The 19,247-nt window shown below is 44.5% G+C and carries 14 protein-coding genes and 4 CRISPR repeat arrays (1 of these 18 only partly in view); of the genes, 11 read left to right on the forward strand and 3 right to left on the reverse strand.

Annotated elements, in window-relative coordinates:
- Positions 1-159: a CRISPR direct-repeat array (repeat unit 33 nt); it begins 756 nt to the left of the window's first position.
- Between the two features lie 108 nt (positions 160-267).
- Entirely contained in the window at positions 268-1,149 is an 882-nt protein-coding gene (gene cas6 / locus MHB49_RS06150) for a CRISPR system precrRNA processing endoribonuclease RAMP protein Cas6 (protein WP_405155453.1), read from the forward strand.
- A gap of 324 nt (positions 1,150-1,473) precedes the next feature.
- Positions 1,474-2,316: a CRISPR direct-repeat array (repeat unit 33 nt; unit sequence GTCGCACTCTGTATGGAGTGCGTGGATTGAAAT).
- 644 nt (positions 2,317-2,960) lie between these two features.
- Here cas6 and MHB49_RS06155 read toward each other — a convergent pair.
- Entirely contained in the window at positions 2,961-3,170 is a 210-nt protein-coding gene (locus MHB49_RS06155; protein WP_091036871.1) for a helix-turn-helix transcriptional regulator, read from the reverse strand.
- 370 nt (positions 3,171-3,540) lie between these two features.
- Between MHB49_RS06155 and MHB49_RS06160 the strand changes: the two genes are divergently transcribed.
- From MHB49_RS06160 to MHB49_RS06205, 10 genes are all read left to right on the forward strand, one after another.
- Positions 3,541-3,888: a hypothetical protein gene (locus MHB49_RS06160; RefSeq protein WP_405155454.1), complete on the forward strand. Its 348-nt coding sequence runs from the start codon at positions 3,541-3,543 to the stop codon at positions 3,886-3,888.
- Between the two features lie 344 nt (positions 3,889-4,232).
- Positions 4,233-4,997: a CRISPR direct-repeat array (repeat unit 32 nt; unit sequence GTCGCACTCTATATGAGTGCGTGGATTGAAAT).
- Positions 4,998-5,349: 352 nt separating this feature from the next.
- Positions 5,350-7,791, forward strand: coding sequence for a CRISPR-associated helicase Cas3' (gene cas3 / locus MHB49_RS06165; RefSeq protein ID WP_405155455.1), 2,442 nt, complete (start codon positions 5,350-5,352; stop codon positions 7,789-7,791).
- Between the two features lie 255 nt (positions 7,792-8,046).
- Complete coding sequence (locus MHB49_RS06170; protein WP_405155456.1) at positions 8,047-8,250, forward strand: hypothetical protein; 204 nt, start codon at positions 8,047-8,049, stop codon at positions 8,248-8,250.
- A gap of 95 nt (positions 8,251-8,345) precedes the next feature.
- Positions 8,346-9,068 carry a type I-C CRISPR-associated protein Cas5c gene (cas5c, locus tag MHB49_RS06175; RefSeq protein WP_405155457.1) on the forward strand — a complete coding sequence of 241 codons (723 nt, stop codon included), beginning with the start codon at positions 8,346-8,348 and terminating at the stop codon, positions 9,066-9,068.
- Positions 9,065-11,080, forward strand: a complete 2,016-nt coding sequence (gene cas8c, locus MHB49_RS06180) for a type I-C CRISPR-associated protein Cas8c/Csd1 (protein ID WP_405155458.1) — start codon at positions 9,065-9,067, stop codon at positions 11,078-11,080. Before cas5c ends, cas8c begins: the two co-directional genes overlap by 4 nt.
- The gene (cas7c, locus tag MHB49_RS06185; RefSeq protein ID WP_405155459.1) at positions 11,081-11,956 is read left to right on the forward strand and encodes a type I-C CRISPR-associated protein Cas7/Csd2; all 876 of its coding nucleotides are present in this window, start codon (positions 11,081-11,083) and stop codon (positions 11,954-11,956) included.
- Positions 11,943-12,602 (forward strand): CRISPR-associated protein Cas4, encoded by a 660-nt coding sequence (gene cas4, locus MHB49_RS06190; RefSeq protein WP_405155460.1) that lies wholly within the window; start codon positions 11,943-11,945, stop codon positions 12,600-12,602. Before cas7c ends, cas4 begins: the two co-directional genes overlap by 14 nt.
- Complete coding sequence (cas1c, locus tag MHB49_RS06195) at positions 12,599-13,630, forward strand: type I-C CRISPR-associated endonuclease Cas1c (protein WP_405155461.1); 1,032 nt, start codon at positions 12,599-12,601, stop codon at positions 13,628-13,630. The genes cas4 and cas1c overlap by 4 nt, the downstream gene beginning before the upstream one ends.
- A gap of 9 nt (positions 13,631-13,639) precedes the next feature.
- Complete coding sequence (gene cas2, locus MHB49_RS06200; protein WP_405155462.1) at positions 13,640-13,930, forward strand: CRISPR-associated endonuclease Cas2; 291 nt, start codon at positions 13,640-13,642, stop codon at positions 13,928-13,930.
- A gap of 194 nt (positions 13,931-14,124) precedes the next feature.
- Positions 14,125-15,643: direct repeats of the CRISPR family, unit length 33 nt; unit sequence GTCGCACTCTGTATGGAGTGCGTGGATTGAAAT.
- 237 nt (positions 15,644-15,880) lie between these two features.
- The gene (locus tag MHB49_RS06205; protein WP_405155463.1) at positions 15,881-16,219 is read left to right on the forward strand and encodes a DUF4190 domain-containing protein; all 339 of its coding nucleotides are present in this window, start codon (positions 15,881-15,883) and stop codon (positions 16,217-16,219) included.
- Between the two features lie 126 nt (positions 16,220-16,345).
- Here MHB49_RS06205 and MHB49_RS06210 read toward each other — a convergent pair whose 3' ends face one another.
- Together MHB49_RS06210 and MHB49_RS06215 are read right to left on the reverse strand one after the other, a co-directional pair.
- Positions 16,346-18,532, reverse strand: coding sequence for a YhgE/Pip family protein (locus tag MHB49_RS06210; RefSeq protein WP_405157055.1), 2,187 nt, complete (start codon positions 18,530-18,532; stop codon positions 16,346-16,348).
- 80 nt (positions 18,533-18,612) lie between these two features.
- The gene (locus tag MHB49_RS06215) at positions 18,613-19,191 is read right to left on the reverse strand and encodes a TetR/AcrR family transcriptional regulator (protein ID WP_405155464.1); all 579 of its coding nucleotides are present in this window, start codon (positions 19,189-19,191) and stop codon (positions 18,613-18,615) included.
- Positions 19,192-19,247: the final 56 nt, after the last annotated feature.

The raw sequence follows: 19,247 nt of genomic DNA on the forward strand, positions 1-19,247 counted from the left end.
TATGGAGTGTGTGGATTGAAATTTTGTTTCATCTTGATAGACATCATAGTACGTTGCGTCGCACTCCGTATGGGGTGCGTGGATTGAAATCGGTTGTAATTGGCTTCAAAGTAAGCTGTATACTCTGTCGCACTTCATTTGGAGTGTGTGAATTGAAATTTTCAATTATATATGTTTCAGAGTTATAAATTTTTTGTAGCACCTAAGAAATATGTTTGTTTCAGCGTTTCACATGTTGTTCAAATTAACATTGGAGCAGATAACCTTATGAATAGAAAAGAATCCCCTTTTTCACTGTTGTATTTGCCGTTGCTCATACGATTAAAATGCCATGAAACTGCCCGGCTGCCTGCTTATCTTGGCTCTACGCTTCATGGTGTTACAGGATGGGCGTTGTTGCAACATTCTGAAGTTTATTCGTACCTGTTTGAGAATCGACGTTTGGGTGGTGCCGGGCAAGATATTGTCAATCCGTATATTATAGAACCGCCCAGGTCTCAGTCGATATATCGTTCAGGAGATGAACTGTGTTTCAAGCTAGTACTGTTGGGGAATTCGATACGTTATGCGAAAGACGTAGTAACAGCGTTAACTCAAGCACAGCGTTTCGGGATCGGAGTGGAAAGAAAAGTATTTGAACTGGTGGACATTTTACATGGAGAACGATATCGGCCAATTTGGCAAGATGGTCAGTTGGATATGATGGCAGCTAACCCTGAGAACATTTCTGCCTGTGGACTATCAGATCAAGCTTCATGGTGTTCTGTCCATATGTTGACACCCCTTCGAATCCGACGCGGTGGAGCGTTAGTTCAGGAGATCGATTTTGCTACGATTATTAGAAGTATTACAAGAAGAATTCAAGCATTAACCGAGCGTTATGGTGGAGAAATCAATCCGGATGTAGCGACGGTAGTATGTGAGCTAGCTGGCAATGTCCGTACCCTGTCCTCTGCCATGTATTTGAGCCAGATGAATCGTTACTCTAATCGTAAAAATGAATCCATAGATTGGAGCGGAATGCTGGGGGCGGTAACTTTTGAAGGCGATATTTCTCCTTTCACGCCATGGTTAAACGCTGCTCGCATTCTGCATATCGGGAGAAATTCTACATTTGGATGTGGCCAAATGGATGTGGTTTACAGATAAATGTCAGGAGTGAAACCTTACAGTGGCAAAAAGGTGTCCTTTTTTTGACGAGGGCGGAGTTTTCGGGATTTATGCTATATGTCTGGTAGACTTTTGAAAAGTTTGTATTTGCGTGTATGTTGGTGCGAATGCCAAGCTCACATGAAATTCACGGGAGATTCGCACCTCAGAATTTGTCGAAATCGTCGTTTTTGTGACCTTTTGGCATTGGTGTTCTTGAATATATTGGGTTTTGAATACTAAAATGTAGTTATGATCAATTGGAAATATCAAAAAAACGTAATGATATGTTTGGAAATAGCATTAGTACGTGTTTTTTTCGCTGTCGCACTCTGTATGGAGTGCGTGGATTGAAATGCCTTTGCTTTTGACGATGATCCGGTTCAGGTCAGTCGCACTCTGTATGGAGTGCGTGGATTGAAATATTGTCACTTGGGGTGAATCCGAAGAAGACTCGTCGTCGCACTCTGTATGGAGTGCGTGGATTGAAATCCCCTTTGACGATGACGGCGGATTTAATGAGATTGTCGCACTCTGTATGGAGTGCGTGGATTGAAATTCAGCAAGAAAACAAAATCACCAAAAGACGATGAAGTCGCACTCTGTATGGAGTGCGTGGATTGAAATACGATCAAGCGCGGGACTTATCGTTGAGGATAAACGTCGCACTCTGTATGGAGTGCGTGGATTGAAATTTTTATAAGAGTGGGTTTGACCCATTACTCACCTGGTCGCACTCTGTATGGAGTGCGTGGATTGAAATGTATCGCTAAGCCGCAGGAGCTGGGTACGTTGTTTGTCGCACTCTGTATGGAGTGCGTGGATTGAAATTGCTTGCTGTCGGTGCATTTGTTGCCTTGTTCAACGTCGCACTCTGTATGGAGTGCGTGGATTGAAATAGTTCAAGGAATACATCCGTGGATCTGGAAAGCAGTCGCACTCTGTATGGAGTGCGTGGATTGAAATGTGATGCTTGTTGGGGTTTTTGCGGGATGTAACGTCGCACTCTGTATGGAGTGCGTGGATTGAAATTATGCGATCTGCTAAATCGTTTGAGACATACGGAGTCGCACTCTGTATGGAGCGCGTGGATTGAAATTTTTAGACTACCACGAAAGCCCAAAAAGGGACTAAGTCGCACTCTGTATGGAGTGAGTAGATTGAAATTTCGTCCTTTGTTCGGAAAGCCAAACCATCAAAGTCGCACTCTGTTATGGAGTGTGTGGATTGAAATAAGTGTTTATAAGCCACTGATTTGTCTTTATATAAGTCGCACTCCGAATGGAGTGCGAAGATCAGGAGGAAGATAAATAAAAAAAGGGAATTAATATACTGGAACGTGTTACCGTTCTTATATGCAGCGTTGTAGGTTTAGAATTCCAATTATATTCCTTAAAAAAATTAGTGGGTTCAAAAATTCTGGTACACAGTATAGATGGGCCATCTATAGAGTGCGAAGTGAATAGATACGAGCTTGTCTTTTTCGATTACTGAACGTTCGATTGTGGGGATGATATTAGAGGAGATTGAACCTTAATAGACTTAAGATAGGCACTTTTATTCAAAAGTTGATGATATAAGTGCTAAATCAGAATAATATGATTACCTTTTTTCAAAAAGTAATTATCGGAACCCGTGTTGCATGAACATCAAATTTTCTTATTGGAAAGGAGTATCGGTCGTTAGTTGGAATATCGTAGATTAATGTGAAATGCAGACAAGTTTACCTATATAAAGTAAATTCGCTGTTTCAAATCCACTAAAATGTATAGTCTCTTGCATCGCAATAAGTTTGAGATATCCACTTAAATTTACTCCTCTATAAATTCAACAACTTCTTCAATACGACATTGTAGTTCTTCGCAAATACGTGCAATCACACTTAACGCAACAAACTCTCCATTAGACATTTTAGCTAGAGTAGAAGGTGAAATACCTAGTTGAGTACGCAGGTAAGTTTTAGTCTTGTCCTTTTTAATTAGAGTAATCTCCATTGGTTTATAGCTAGGTTTTAATGCCATCATTAACCTCCAAGAAAAAAGTGTGTATATACATTTATTTTATTGAATATGGACTATAAATACAAGAAGTCGTACTTTTTGTATAAATTAGTATTGAATAAAAATCTAACTTGTTATACTATATGTATAATAAATCGAACTTTTAGTTCATTAAAAGAATATACTTATCTTTGTATGTGGGGGCGAAATCTCAGAACGAAGGATTACTATGCATGAAAAATGATTTTTGATTCAAGTAGATATATTAGAAAATTGTTAGACTTGCTGAGGCTAAAGCGGTACAAAACAAAAATATAATTATACTAATCTATTATGTTACAGAAATATGAGATTTTGATAGCGATCTAATGAAAAAGAGGTGTTCCTAAGTATGTCAGATCGTATTGAATTAGCTTCTGTAGTGATCGGTCCTTTTGATGACGTTCAGGATTTTTATATTTACCAAGGCTATGTCTGGAATGAAAGTTATATTTTTTTCCTTGACGAAGGTAAGCTATGGCTACGGCATGTACACAAAGTTACTCACGTAGATCACTTATATATTAATGGAGATACCGGAGGAATAATTCTCGCTGAGCACCCCCAAGGAAATGTCAAAGAACTGATAGAGTCAATCATGGATAGATTGTGTGGCATGGATGCTTTGACATTTCTCACGGATGTCTTATTGTGGACTCCAGAACGTGTTGATATGAATTTGAAACTTGATCGTTTTTAATAAAAATATGATGCGATGGTCATAGCAGCATATAGTATAAGATCAAATACAATGGGGATTTTTTGGTTCTTTAGATGTTGATATTATCAAAATAATATTTTTAAGTAACAAAGATTAGACCGTTGAAAAGCGCTGCTTTACTGGTGCGAATGTTAAGCTCACATAAAATCTCTAGGAGATTCGCACCTCGAAAATTGTCGATTAAGCTATTATTGTCCCCTTTTGGCAACATCATTCTTGAATTAACTGGATTATTTGTATTAAGATGAATTTATCATCTTTACTAAACGATAGAATAACGTTAAAAACATCTTTTTTTAAACGATTATACGTTATTTTCTGCTGTCGCACTTTATATGAGTGCGTGGATTGAAATTCCAAATGGGTTGCTATCTGTGAGCACTGCAATCCGTCGCACTCTATATGAGTGCGTGGATTGAAATCGTTTTGGTCCATCCCCGCCGCTTCCAGCGCAGCAGGTCGCACTCTATATGAGTGCGTGGATTGAAATAAAAGATCGATAATTTCTTGTAGATCATGTTGCAGTCGCACTCTATATGAGTGCGTGGATTGAAATTGGACAAACCTGCAGCATTTGCAGATCGAGGAGGTCGCACTCTATATGAGTGCGTGGATTGAAATCTATGTGCGGAAGTATAACAAAGTTGCTTTCTATGTCGCACTCTATATGAGTGCGTGGATTGAAATATTTTCGCCGCAACTTGAGCCAGCATTTCATGGAGTCGCACTCTATATGAGTGCGTGGATTGAAATATCCTAACCACCCAATCCTTTGATAATTAAGAAGTCGCACTCTATATGAGTGCGTGGATTGAAATAACAAACGGATCACAGTCATGGGACCGGTTATTACGTCGCACTCTATATGAGTGCGTGGATTGAAATACTTGCGCCAGCCTTCTTCGCTTTGTCAGCATCCGGTCGCACTCTATATGAGTGCGTGGATTGAAATCGCTCCATGACGTTAAGGACTTCGGACGCGGCAACGGTCGCACTCTATATGAGTGCGTGGATTGAAATTACCATAAGTGCTTGAAATCTTTGTACATCTTTAGGGTCGCACTCTATATGAGAGCGTAGATTGAAATAAATCAAGGATCACACATAAAAGCTACGGCATGTTTGTTTAGCACTCTGTTTAAATTGAGAGATTTAAGCAAGGTATATAATCCGACACGGGAGGCTTTTTCTCGAAATTGTCCCTGGAATTGCGGAGTATATCCTTTTCCTACGTGTGTTCCTAACTGCCCGGTTATAGAATCTTAGATGCCTTTAATGATTTAGGAAACCAATTTTTTTGTTTTCACCTAACCTGCTACAAAATTTTACAATTTCATGTAAAGGAAACCGAATCTTCTTGTCGAAATGTAAGATACAAGTCGAATCTCCTGAATACCGAAGTAAGATTGTGTTGTTTCAAATCAAATGAGGGGGACACTTGTGACCTACATTGCGCATATACGAGTCAAGGACTGGGCAATTCAGACGGTGGTCGAGCATTTGCTGGAGGTAAGCAGAGGCAGTGGACGAGCGGGGGCCAAAATGGACGTGGAACATCTGGCAGCGTTGGCAGGATTACTACATGATATGGGCAAGTTTACCGATGAATTCAAAAACTATATCCAGCTTGCTGTTGCCCAATCGGATCAGGCCCCTCGTAGGGGATCGGTGGATCATTCGACAGCAGGGGGAAGACTGTTGCATCAACGGTATGGTGGACCTGACCAGAAGGTACCAAGCCGGATGACAGCAGAATGGCTGGCGAATTGCATCATCTCACACCATCAGGGACTGCGGGATTATGTATCACCGGATCGGGAATCTCCTTATTTGAAACGTGTCCAGGATAATGCTCTGCCTCATTATGAGCAAGCTAAGCAACAATTTCATCAGCATGTAACAACGGAAGAACTTGACCATTTATTTGCTCAAGCCGTCGAAGAATGGAAGAATTTTTATCGTAAAGCTAAACATCATGGATTGCCGCTGATCACGGCGTCACTCATGACGAAATACATATTTAGTTGTCTGATCGATGCAGACCGTAGTAACACCCGTGAGTTTGAAGACGACGAGTCTCCAGCTGAGGTGCCAGATTACGAGCCTTTTTTTCAAAAGAGTTACGATGCACTTATGAATCATCTTCATAAGATAAGCTTGAATGCAGACTCAACTAATCCGATTCAGGCGTTGCGTCAGGAGATGTCCAATCAATGCGAACAGTTTGCATTTCGTGAGTCAGGCATTTACTCCTTGTCTATTCCCACAGGTGGAGGCAAGACGCTTGCGAGTATGCGTTATGCGCTAAGACACGCGCTGGAACACGGCAAGCAACGCATTATTTACGTTGTACCGTACACCACCATAATCGAACAAAATGCTGCGGAGATCCGCCGTATTTTGCTGGGGGACGATGATGAGGAAGGTATGATTCTGGAACACCATTCCAATGTGGTAGATAACCAGGATGATGAACGACAAGACGATGAAGATGGCGAACGTTATGATATGAAACGCAAACAATTGAAGCTGGCGCGGGATCATTGGGATCGCCCGATTATTTTCACAACGATGGTACAGTTTTTGAATACGTTTTATGCCAAGGGAACTCGCAATGTGCGCAGATTACATCAGCTATCCAACGCAGTCATAGTCTTTGACGAAGTACAGTCAGTGCCTGTGTATTGTATTTCCCTCTTTAATGAAGCGCTGAATTTTCTGCGTATTTTCGGTAAGTCCAGTCTACTGCTATGCACTGCTACCCAGCCTGCGTTACATGAGGTGCCACAGAAGCTACGACTGTCAAATGATGCGGAGATCGTAAGTGATCTACGTAATGTGGGTGATGCCTTCAGGCGGGTGGACATTCATGATTTGACTTCTCAAGCCCCGGCGGGGTGGGTGGCAGAGGAGCTGGCTGCTTTTGTACAAGAACAGATGAACAAAGTGGACAGCGTGCTGGTCATCTTGAACACAAAGTCGGCTGTGCGTAAATTGTATCGCGAGTTGAATGAATCCGAATGGGTGGAGACGGAGAACATTCGACTTGTGCATCTGAGTACCAACATGTGTGCGGCTCATCGGAAAGAGATGCTCTCTGGGCTTATTATCGGACTGGAAGATGGAGATCGCGTTATTTGCGTCAGTACACAACTCATTGAGGCGGGGGTGGATATCAGCTTTCAGTGTGTGATACGCTCGCTCGCCGGACTGGACTCCATAGCGCAGGCAGCGGGGAGGTGCAACCGCCACCGGGAAGTGCCACTGCGGGATGTATATATTATTCGGTCGGCTGATGAAAATTTGAAGCATTTGCGGGAAATTAAGCTTGGTGCAGAGATGACGGAACGGGTGTTGAGAGAGTTCGGAGATGACCCAGAAGCGTTGGGCGGTAGTTTGTTATCGGCAGAGGCGATGACTTGTTATTTCAAGTATTACTATCATGGCATTGGGGAAAAAGTGCATTATCCAGTGCCGAAATTGGAGCAAAATCTGTTCGATCTGATGAACCGTAATTCATACAACATCGACGGATATAAACAGAAACATGGTCATTTACCTGAACTAGTTAACAAGTCTGCTATTGCAACAGTTGAGAAGTATTTTGAAGTCATCACGTTGAAAGCAACACCAGTTATCGTTCCTTATGATGAGATAGGCCGCGAACTAATTACAGACCTGAACGGTCAATTAGGCCCGGGCGAGCTTAGCGATCTATTGCGCCAAGCACAGCAATATACCGTGAATGTGTACGAGCATGAAATGAAGATACTTAGCCAAAATGATGAGATTATTTCATTGCTAAACGGACAAGCCTTTGCATTAAGGGATACGGCATACTCGAAAAAGTTCGGTATGCATCTGGAGGGCAATGGAGAGTGAGAGAGCCTGGTTTTTTAGAATGTATGACTCGTTAAAGAGAGAAAACTCGCCAAAGGCGAGCCTCCAATCATTAAACCACACTTTTCAATCCGCGCTTAGTAGCGACAATTAGAGTCTGATTTAGTAGTAACCGCTTAGAGTGTAACATAAATATATGAACAGATAAATTTTACATTCAATCTTTTAAAACACACGAAGTAATTAAACTATGTGTTTGAACATAGGATGGGTTATATACGATAGGAGGTGAGTAAGATGATATTTACCAAAAGCACCAGTCGTGGGAAACTTTTCTTCAGAACGGAATGTAACACAGGAAACGAGCTTCTTGAATCATCAAAAATTTCTAACAGCCATGTAACAAGCGAAATGATGATTCCTGAACTATTCAAGGCTATATGTGCGGTGTCTGGTAACACAAAAATTGAGGTTAAAATCAACTGGTGTTTTAAACATTAAAAAAGATTGATACACTGCTTTGGGCAACGGGGAGCAGCATAATTTGTTTCTCCCCGAAGCTTCACCAACGTTTATCCAGAAAGGAGGATTATGCAATGCGGAACCAGATTGAATTCAAAGTATATGGCAACTATGCGTTGTTTACCGATCCGCTGACGAAGCTGGGAGGTGAGAAATTTAGCTATCAGGTACCGACATATCAAGCGCTGAAAGGGATCGTAGAATCCATCTACTGGAAACCAACCATTATCTGGATCGTGGATGAGGTTCGAATCGTGAAGCCAATCCAGACCGAATCCAAAGGGATGCGCCCTATCGAATACAATGGTGGAAATACGCTGGCCTATTATACATATTTGAAAGACGTATGTTATCAGGTCAAAGCTCATTTCAGGTTCAATCCCCATCGGGAAGACTTGGCCTACGACCGAAATGAGCACAAACACCATAATATCGCCAAGCGAGCGGTGAACGTCGGTGGACGCAGAGATATTTTTCTCGGAACTCGCGAATGTCAGGCATATGTGGAGCCTTGTCTATTCGGCGAAGGAGAAGGCGCGTACGACAAGGTGCCAGAGATTGATTTTGGAACGATGGTGCATGGTATGAACTACCCGGATGAGACAGGGCGCAATGAGCGGGAAGTGCGATTGTGGCGGGCCAAGATGAATAACGGTATTATTCGTTTCGATCGTCCCGAGGAGTGCACGTTGGTGCGTAGTATAGGGGAAGGCACATCCAAAGTATTCCACACAGATAACATGAAATCTGTGGATGAGTTGTATGACGAATGGTTTGAGGGGCGTGATACGGTATGAGCTGGCTGGCGAATCTGACGCAAACCTACAATGACAACATATTGTCAGTAGGACGATTCGAAACGAAAAAAAATGGGCGCGAATACGCTCTGATCCCGGTCGCTCATACAACGCAGACTGCACATATCGAAGTGCATTTGGATGGGAAAGGAAACTTCTCCACCGCCTACGTTCGAGACAAGGTAGAGGGCAGCACGATCATTCCGTGTACCGAAGCTGCGGCCAGCAGGACAAGCGCTCCGGTGCCATATCCGCTTTTTGACAAGTTGGTGTATGTGGCTGGGGATTTTGTTCAGTTCTGCGGTGATGTAAAAGGCACGCCTTATGAGGATTATCTGGCTCAATTGAAGGCTTGGTGCGATTCGCCCTACTCCCATGAAAAAGTGCAGAGCGTGTATGAATATGTCCGCAAAGGAACTCTGATTGCTGATCTCGTTGCCGAAGGTATCCTGCATGTTGATGAACAGGGGAAACTGCGGGATAAGTGGGCTCCGGCCCCAAGTCAGGAAGCGAGTGAAAAACCGCCGATCTTCAATGTGCTGGCATCTGATCAGAGCAGCGCGTTTGTGCGGTTCGCTGTCAACATTCCTGGTGACCCAGAGGCGAGACTGTGGCGAGATATAGAGGTACAACAGTCATTTGTTCAGTTTTATAAGAGTAGTCTTGTGGATATGGATATCTGTTATGTGACGGGAGAAATATTGCCTGTTGCCGATAAACATACCTCCCGAATTCGGCATTCTGGCGACAAATCTAAGCTGATTTCGGCAAATGACTCGGCAGGATTTACTTATCGTGGAAGGTTTCGAACCAGTCGTGAGGCTGCATCTGTCAGTTACATGGCATCACAAAAGGGACATAATGCGCTTAAATGGCTGATTGACAGGCAAGGAATTACGATTGACGGTAAAGTGTTTGTCGTATGGGGAAACCAGCGGCTGGACTTGCCGGAACCTCATCAGGATGCATTGGAATTGAGGGAAGCTGCCCAAGAGTTGGAAGATTATGACGAAGATCGTGAGTTTGAAGAGGATTTCGATGTGGATGCCTACGGAGATAATTCGTCCAACTCTGGAAATCCTGCACCGGCAGGTGATACAACGTCCAAAGCTTTTGCGCGAGAGATTAAGAAAGCCATTGACGGATACCGTTATGATGGTGAGCATTACGCCCATATCACGATTATGGTGCTGGACGCGGCGACGCCAGGTCGAATGTCGATCACGTACTATCAGGATTTGAATCATGAGGATTACCTCGATCGATTGGAAAAGTGGCATACGAGTTGTTACTGGCAACATCGGTACCGGAAGGACAAGGACAGCCACTGGACGACCTTTACCGGAGCACCTGCGACAAGAGATATTGCGTTTGCGGCATACGGACCTAGAGCGAGCGACAAACTGGTCAAAGGTCTGATGGAGCGAATCCTGCCATGTATTATAGAAGTAGGACGTGAGTTGCCTCGTGATATCGTGCGAAGTGTTGTACAGCGTGCATCGAACCCGATTGGGATGGAAACATGGGAATGGGAGAAGACGCTGAGCATCGCTTGTGCCTTGGTGAATAAGGAGAATGAGAAGGAGGGCTTCGATGTGGGTTTGAACACGGAAACGACGGATCGCAGTTATTTGTTTGGACGGATGCTGGCGATTGCCGATGTGCTGGAACGAAGAGCGCTGGGACGAGAAGAGAAACGGGCCAGCAATGCGATTCGTTACATGAATGCTTTTGCCCAACGTCCGGGACGTACTTGGAGTATTATTCAGTCGAACTTACAACCTTATCAAGCTAAAATGGGTACGGATGCAAGATACTACAACAGTTTGCTAGATGAGGTAGGTGCGATGCTCAACCTGGAAGATTACACAGACAAACCGCTAACTGGGTTGTATTTGCTTGGCTTTTACAGCCAGCGTAACGATCTGTACACCAGTAAAAAAGCGAAGGAAGCGACGGGTACATCAGACACACACCAAGGTGAAGATAACGATACACAGGAGGAAAATTGAATGAGCGTATTGGATCGTAAAATTGATTTTGCTGTCGTAGTCTCTGTCCGCAATGCCAATCCGAATGGTGACCCGCTGAACGGGAACCGTCCACGTCAGAATTATGATGGTTACGGAGAGATTTCCGACGTTTGCATCAAGCGCAAGCTGCGCAACCGTCTACAAGATATGGGTGAGTCAATACTGGTACAATCCGATGATCGTCGGGATGATGGACACCGTTCGATCAAGGATCGAGTCGATGCTAATGAAGCCGTACAGGAACACGCTAAGGGTAAAAAAGCCAATAAGGAATTATATGCAGATGCGGCATGTCAGTCTTGGATAGATGTACGCAGCTTCGGGCAGGTTTTTGCTTTTAGCGGAACAGATGTGTCGGTAGGTATTCGTGGTCCGGTATCTATTCATACTGCGGTAAGTCAGGATCGGATCGATATTAGCAGCATGCAAATTACGAAAAGCGTCAACTCTGTTACCTCTCCCAAAGATCCAGACAAACGTGGCTCGGACACCATGGGCATGAAACACCGTGTCGATTTTGGCGTATACGTGATATATGGCAGCATCAACACACAGCTTGCAGAGAAGACTGGATTTACATATGAGGATGCGGAAAAGTTGAGGGAGGCGCTTCGCACATTGTTCGCCAACGATACATCCTCTGCTCGTCCTGACGGAAGCATGGAGGTACACAAGCTGTACTGGTGGGAGCACAAATCTAAGCTGGGACAATACTCTTCTGCAAAGGTACATCGTTCATTGGTCATAGAAGAGAATCTGGAAGTCACCGAGGCTGAGAAAAACACTTATGCACGTTATACCTATGATATTCAGCCGCTCGATGGATTAGCAGTCCAAGAATATGAAGGACTATAACGAAGAGGATTATCTGCTGCTTTCGGGTATTCAGCATTTTAACTTTTGTAGAAGGCAGTGGGCATTAATTCATATTGAACAACAGTGGGAAGATAATGTGCGTACCATTGAGGGAGATCATTTGCATCGAAAGGCAGATCAACCAGCGCTTCGTGAGAAACGGGGCGATAAATTGGTGGTTCGTGCACTTCCGGTACAATCGAGAGAACTTGGCATCACAGGCATCTGTGATGTGGTGGAATTCATCCGTAACCCGGCTGGAGTTCCGCTTGCTGGGGAGGAGGGGCTATACCTTCCTTTTCCTGTTGAATACAAACGAGGGAAACCCAAGCGAAATGATTCTGATCACTCACAACTGGTAGCACAAGTCATGTGTCTTGAAGAGATGCTCGTATGTGATATTCACAAGGCCTATTTTTATTATGACGAGATCAAGCATCGGGTAGAAGTCATAATTACTGCGGCAGATCGGGAACGTGTGAGAGCGAGTATTGAAGCGATGAGATCTTACTTTGAACGGAATCATACACCAAAAGCCAAAGCCGGGCCACACTGCCTAAATTGTTCTTTGAACAATATTTGTGTACCTGATATCTTGAACAAACGCTCTGTTTCAAGTTACATCGAAAGCAGGTTAAATGAATGAAAAAACTGCTAAACACCTTATTTGTGACATTACCTGATACATACCTTTCACTGGATGGTGAGAACATTGTGGTGAAGCAGGAGGAAGAAATTCTTGCTCGTTATCCGCTGCATAATCTGGAGGCCGTATGCACCTTTGGCTATGCTGGAGTAAGTCCAGCACTGATGGGGGCTTGTGCGTCTCGCAATGTTAGTTTGACGTTTATGACACGAACAGGGCGATTCCTCGCACGGGTCATTGGTGAGGATCGTGGAAATGTGGTTCTTCGCAAAGAACAGTATCGTATCTCGGACGATGAGGTGCGTAGTGCGAGGGTTGCTCGTAATATGATTACAGGCAAATTGTACAACAACAAGTGGATTTTGGAACGTGCGACACGGGATTATGCTCTACGCATCGACACGGAACGAATGAAGAAGGTTACAGAGTCGCTAGGCGAAACGATGAAGCTGTTACGCGAGGTAGAGCAATTGGACGTATTGCGTGGCTTGGAAGGTTCTGCCGCTGTTCAATATAACTCCGTATTCGATGATCTGATCCTACAGCAAAAGGAGTCATTTTACTTTTACGGACGCAGTCGACGTCCTCCCTTAGATAAAGTGAATGCATTATTATCCTTTGCCTATACCTTGCTCGCTAATGATATGAAGTCTGCACTTGAATCTGTCGGACTTGATGCATATGTCGGCTTTTTGCACCGGGATCGTCCTGGCAGAGCTTCTCTTGCACTGGATATGATGGAGGAACTTCGGGGAGTGTACGCAGACCGTTTTGTGCTCTCTCTTATTAACAAAAAAGTGATTAACGATAAAGGCTTTTATGTAAAAGAAAATCTTGCAGTCATTATGGATGATGAAACAAGAAAGAGAGTGTTAAAAGCGTGGCAAGATCGTAAACAGGACAAGATTATGCATCCGTATTTGAATGAAAAAATATCTTGGGGTCTTGTACCATACACTCAAGCGTTACTACTGGCAAGATATATACGCGGAGATCTGGATGAATATCCTCCGTTTCTGTGGAAGTAGGTGTGACGATTGCTTATTTTGATTACGTATGATGTGAGCACAACAGACAGTGAAGGCCGAAGAAGGCTATCTAAAGTGGCAAAAAAGTGTGTGGATCACGGTCAGCGAGTGCAGAACTCGGTGTTTGAATGTATATTGGATGCTGCCCAGTTTAGACGATTAAGATTCGAACTGGAAGAATTGATTGATAAGAATACAGATAGTCTCCGATTTTACAACTTAGGCGATAATTACAAAAGTAAAGTCCAACATGTGGGAGCCAAAGATTCCTATGATATGAGCGATCCTTTAATACTTTAACAGGTGCGAATGCCAAGCTCACATGAATTCCCTGGGGGATTCGCACCTCGAAACTTGTCGAAAAGGTCATTTTTGTGACCTTTTGGCAATGATCGATAGTGGAGAATGATTGATACTGGGTTTTAACTAAGTGGAAATAACGAAAAGACGTTAATATCTACTTCTGAAATACAGATATTGCGTGATTTTTCGCTGTCGCACTCTGTATGGAGTGCGTGGATTGAAATCGTCATATCTTCCCATTTTTTAAAAGAACCGCCTGTCGCACTCTGTATGGAGTGCGTGGATTGAAATTTCAGGGGAGTTGATACGTCCTCGCTTGCAAACGTCGCACTCTGTATGGAGTGCGTGGATTGAAATACATACCGTTATGATATGAAAGACCCTATTACCGGTCGCACTCTGTATGGAGTGCGTGGATTGAAATCTCATATACTTGCGCATAATACTGCTGACGTAGACAGTCGCACTCTGTATGGAGTGCGTGGATTGAAATTGTGCGCGGCCGAGAATCTCCTGATTGAGCTTGGTCGCACTCTGTATGGAGTGCGTGGATTGAAATCTATTGATTTTTAATCACTGTTTATTGTATTATGGGTCGCACTCTGTATGGAGTGCGTGGATTGAAATCGGCTGGATGTGCGCCTAACGTGGCAGGAAACGGCGTCGCACTCTGTATGGAGTGCGTGGATTGAAATAGCTAACACCTGATAATTGTATGAATTTGGCTATGGTCGCACTCTGTATGGAGTGCGTGGATTGAAATAAAAGTATACAACTCCTTTCACTGGCAAAGCCGCCGTCGCACTCTGTATGGAGTGCGTGGATTGAAATAACGCAAATGCCGCACCCTCAATGCCGTTACCAGTCGCACTCTGTATGGAGTGCGTGGATTGAAATACCATAAATGAGAGCATGACCGTTAAACGTTCTGTGGTCGCACTCTGTATGGAGTGCGTGGATTGAAATATGATGGTGCTATTCAGGGAAAACCCAATGGAAGTCGCACTCTGTATGGAGTGCGTGGATTGAAATCTGTTCAACCGGGATATCGTCATCAATGAAACCGTCGCACTCTGTATGGAGTGCGTGGATTGAAATGTCATAGTAGTTCAGCATGTTAAAGACTGTGCTCGTCGCACTCTGTATGGAGTGCGTGGATTGAAATATTGATGCTCAAGTTGATGAGCTGAAGGAACGTGGGTCGCACTCTGTATGGAGTGCGTGGATTGAAATATATCAAAATGCAGCCCATGCAGCAAGAATACTTAGTCGCACTCTGTATGGAGTGCGTGGATTGAAATTTGAAAGCATTCTTGGTCGATCCGTTGCAATCCAGTCGCACTCTGTATGGAGTGCGTGGATTGAAATAAGCGTGAATCCGAAACGCTGCTGTCCGAGAGCAAAGTCGCACTCTGTATGGAGTGCGTGGATTGAAATCTAATCACCCAGCTCCAATTGAAAATTTGAATCACGTCGCACTCTCTATGGAGTGCGTGGATTGAAATATATTCAACGAGATTAAAGCATTTTGGGACAAATGGGTCGCACTCTGTATGGAGTGCGTGGATTGAAATACAAAACTGGCTGATCCAAGTGTTAATCCGCTTTCGTCGCACTCTGTATGGAGTGCGTGGATTGAAATCGTTCACGTTTTAGATGTTTACCTAATTCCTGAAGGTCGCACTCTGTATGGAGTGCGTGGATGATAGATGGGGTGAGGCGCAAATAAAAGGCAAGTTTCCTCTTGAATGATTTTAGATCATTTCGCTATGTTTATCTTATTGTCCTTAACTAGAGTCTTATAGTTCTCATCACTTGCACACCTGACGTATTTAGCCGAACCAATAAATATATTTAATAAAATCGGAATATTTACAAATAATGGAGCATATTTTCCCGGTTAATCAAGTATAATAAGACTACTTAATAAACAGGGAGGATTTACCTTTGGATCAACGTCACAATGATGTGGATCGTTATTATAGCGATCCGCTTCCGCCACCACCTTATGTAGTACCAAAAACCAATAGCAAGTCGATCGCAGCTCTTGTCTTGGGGATTTTGTCAGTCATGATTCCATACTTGGGATTTCTGATAGGTATTGTTGCTATCGTATTTGCATCTATTTCTCTTAAAGAAATCAAGCTTCGCATGGAACAGGGAAGAGGACTCGCCATTGCTGGTCTTGTCTGTGGCATCATTGGCACGGCAATTTATGCAATTATCATTTTGTTCGTCCTGGCTGCAGCCTTCTTCTACGTTAGCACGGATATTTCTACATATTAGAATGATAAGAATAGTGGATTCAAGAATTGTCTCTTGCTAAAAAAGCAAGGCCGTGTATAAGCAAACACCCGCTGTTATTGAGGCGAGGATGTTGCTTATAACATGCCTTGCTTTTTATTTTCCATCCTACACGTGAAGCACTGCCTCACTATTGACTTCTTCAACCTCACTTTTACGATGTACCATGAAGTACGTAAAGGTAACCGTCAGACCGATCACTGCAAAGATACATAAAATTCCGATCTGCTCCCAAGCCACACTGAACTGTCCACTCGAAATAACCGCTTTATACCCGGTTACCGAATAGGTCATTGGCAGCCATGGGTTGAAAACTTTCAGCCAGTTTGGAATGAGCTCCAACGGGAACGTACCCGCACTGGTGGTCAATTGGAAGATTAACATGAGGATCGCCAGGAAGCGGCCTGGATTCTCCAACCAGGTAACCAGAGAATGAATGATGTACATGAAGGTCAGGCTGGTCACGAAACTGAATAAAAGGAACAAAGGCACGCTTTGAACTTCCAGGCCCAAGCCGGACAAGACAAGCCAGGAAGCGAGCAGGGATTGCACCGCACTCATGATCGTAAAAGCCAGCGTTCTGCTCACAAAACGATTCCAGCCACTTGCATCGGCAACCGAGCTGCTGCGTGTGGGTACAACCAGCGTTGCAATTAATGCCCCAACAAAGAGTCCCAATGACAGGAAGTATGGCGAGAATCCTGTACCATAGTTGGGAACTTCATTATGTTTATGTTCATCCACCTGAACAGGCTCTGCATACATCGTTACAAGTTCATCCGTTTTTTTCACACTGCCCGTTTGATCGGCGGCATCATTCAGTTTGGTGGCAAGCTCACCGGAGCCATCGCTCAACTTGGCGGTACCCTCTTTTAAATCTCCTGCGCCGTTATCCAGCTTGCGGGAACCATCGGCAATGGTGGTGATTCCGGCTGAAAGTTGGCTCAACCCATCAACCAGTTTCCCTGCACCCGCGTTTAATTGACTCGAACCCTCTGCAAGTTTGGCTCCGCCAACGACAGCCTCAGACAATTTGGCGTTGAACTGCTGGAGGCCAGTCGCAAGCTGACCCTGTCCAGCGGACAATTGCGTGGCTCCTTCTAAAAGCTGCTGTTCACCCTGCACTAACTGGCTGCTGCCCTGATGCAGCTGCAGCTGCGCAGCTTGCAGGCTTTGGCTGCCTTGAACCAGTTGTTGTCCACCTTGATACACTTGTTCGCTACCAGCAGCAACAGCCTGGCTCGCTGCCAGCAGCTGCTGTACAGCCGGGTTGGCAGCGAGCTCCGGACTGGCATCAGCGAGTTGGGCTAGTCCTTGCGCAACGGCCTTGGCGCCTTCACTTACTTTGCCACTGCCTTCAACGGAGGTCTGCAATCCCGCAGTCAGCTTGGCGCTGCCTGCTTCGGAGGCTGCTAATCCGGCATCCAATTGAGCGGCCCCTTCCTGAGCGGATTGAATACCAGCCTGTAACTTTTTGCCGCCAGCTTCTGTCTGTGCTGCTCCATCACCGAGCTTCGCACCTGCTGCCGCCAATTGGGACAAACCTTTGGAAAGGGAGCTCGCTCCCGTATGAAGCTCACTAATACCCTGAGCCAAGGTGTTCGTGCCTTCTTTTAACGGGGTAATGCCTGTTTCGAGTTTGTTGGTTCCATCGGCAAGTTTGGACAGGTTCTCTTTCAACTTGGAGGCACCTTCATCCAGCTTAACCGCACCCTCGTTGATCTGACCTGCGCCGTCTCCGGCATCTGCCAAACCGCTAGAGATTTTCTCTACCTGATCCAGCAGGGTTTCCGTATATGATTCCGTCACTTTGGCAGAGACTTTGGATTTGATCTGTTTGACCGCAGTCCCGCCAATCTGCCCCGCAAGGAAGTTGTAGCCTTCATTGGGTTCATAGATCAGCTCTGCCGGCTCGGGATGGTCATCCATCAGAGTGGTTGCTCTGGCTGAAAAATTCTCCGGAATAACAATCGTCATATAATACGTGTTGTCTTCCATACCTTTCTCGGCTTCTTCCCGGGTCACAAATTGCCAGTTGAAGTCATCGCTTTTTTTCAATTCATCGACCAGATTTTGTCCAACCTCCAGCGATTTGTCATTGTAGATCGCCCCTTGATCCGTGTTGACCACGGCGACAGGCAGTTCATTCATTTTGCCGTAAGGGTCCCAGAACGCATTGAGGAACAGGCCGCTATACAGTACCGGAATGAACAGCACCACGAGAATCGGAATAAATACTTTCGGTTTCTTGAAGGCGGATTTCAAATCCTGCCCAAATACAGTGAATGATTTCATCATGTTCTCTCCCTATCATTACGCTACTCTGCTGTTCTATCTATCTCTAATCGATCAAGGATTCAGCCGCGCATCTTTCTTTATGTAGGGGATAATCCCCTTTTGAGAAAGAGGCCCACGAAATCCTTGATCTGATCCTTGTTGAGCGAAGGATGCGCTTTGTTCCAATCGGAAGTTAAGGTGACATACAGCTTCAACAGGACAAAAGAGACCAGTCTGGGATCGTCCTCGCGAATCTGCTGTAGTTCCATGGCGCGCTGAACTTGACGTTCCAGATATTCGAGAATGGCTGTTTCTACTTTTTGCAGACCTTCCTTCGCTTGAGGCGTGCCAAACTCGTTCACCTCCTGAAACAGCTTAATCAGCAGCTCATGTTCCTCCCTATACTCCAGCAAAGCGTCCATACTCTCATGCACATTATCCAAAAACGAATGATCTTCCTTTACCGTTTGCTCCGTAATTTGCTTCATATCCGTAATGATCGAGTGGAGAATTTCTCCGAACAGTTCTTCCTTGTTTTCAAAAAAAGTATAGATGGTTCCCTTGCCCACATTGGCAAGCCTCGCTACCTGTTCCATGGTTGTGGCCTTGTAACCAAACAGCGCGAACGATTTCTCTGCTGAGTCCATGACCTGCTGCCTTCGATCAATGGTTCTCATGGCATATGCACCTCCTTAGCATAAAAAGATGAAAAATTTTTTTGACTGTATTACCA

Origin of the sequence: Paenibacillus sp. FSL K6-0108 (assembly GCF_045040695.1) — a bacterium.
GTDB lineage: Bacteria > Bacillota > Bacilli > Paenibacillales > Paenibacillaceae > Paenibacillus > Paenibacillus pabuli_B.

What these genes read in the sequence shown, in the direction of transcription:
- cas6 (WP_405155453.1), top strand. Translation starts at nt 268, where the DNA reads ATGAATAGAAAAGAATCCCCTTTTTCACTGTTGTATTTGCCGTTGCTC.
- MHB49_RS06155 (WP_091036871.1), bottom strand. Translation starts at nt 3,170, where the DNA reads ATGGCATTAAAACCTAGCTATAAACCAATGGAGATTACTCTAATTAAA.
- MHB49_RS06160 (WP_405155454.1), top strand. Translation starts at nt 3,541, where the DNA reads ATGTCAGATCGTATTGAATTAGCTTCTGTAGTGATCGGTCCTTTTGAT.
- MHB49_RS06170 (WP_405155456.1), top strand. Translation starts at nt 8,047, where the DNA reads ATGATATTTACCAAAAGCACCAGTCGTGGGAAACTTTTCTTCAGAACG.
- cas5c (WP_405155457.1), top strand. Translation starts at nt 8,346, where the DNA reads ATGCGGAACCAGATTGAATTCAAAGTATATGGCAACTATGCGTTGTTT.
- cas8c (WP_405155458.1), top strand. Translation starts at nt 9,065, where the DNA reads ATGAGCTGGCTGGCGAATCTGACGCAAACCTACAATGACAACATATTG.
- cas7c (WP_405155459.1), top strand. Translation starts at nt 11,081, where the DNA reads ATGAGCGTATTGGATCGTAAAATTGATTTTGCTGTCGTAGTCTCTGTC.
- cas4 (WP_405155460.1), top strand. Translation starts at nt 11,943, where the DNA reads ATGAAGGACTATAACGAAGAGGATTATCTGCTGCTTTCGGGTATTCAG.
- cas1c (WP_405155461.1), top strand. Translation starts at nt 12,599, where the DNA reads ATGAAAAAACTGCTAAACACCTTATTTGTGACATTACCTGATACATAC.
- MHB49_RS06210 (WP_405157055.1), bottom strand. Translation starts at nt 18,532, where the DNA reads ATGAAATCATTCACTGTATTTGGGCAGGATTTGAAATCCGCCTTCAAG.
- MHB49_RS06215 (WP_405155464.1), bottom strand. Translation starts at nt 19,191, where the DNA reads ATGAGAACCATTGATCGAAGGCAGCAGGTCATGGACTCAGCAGAGAAA.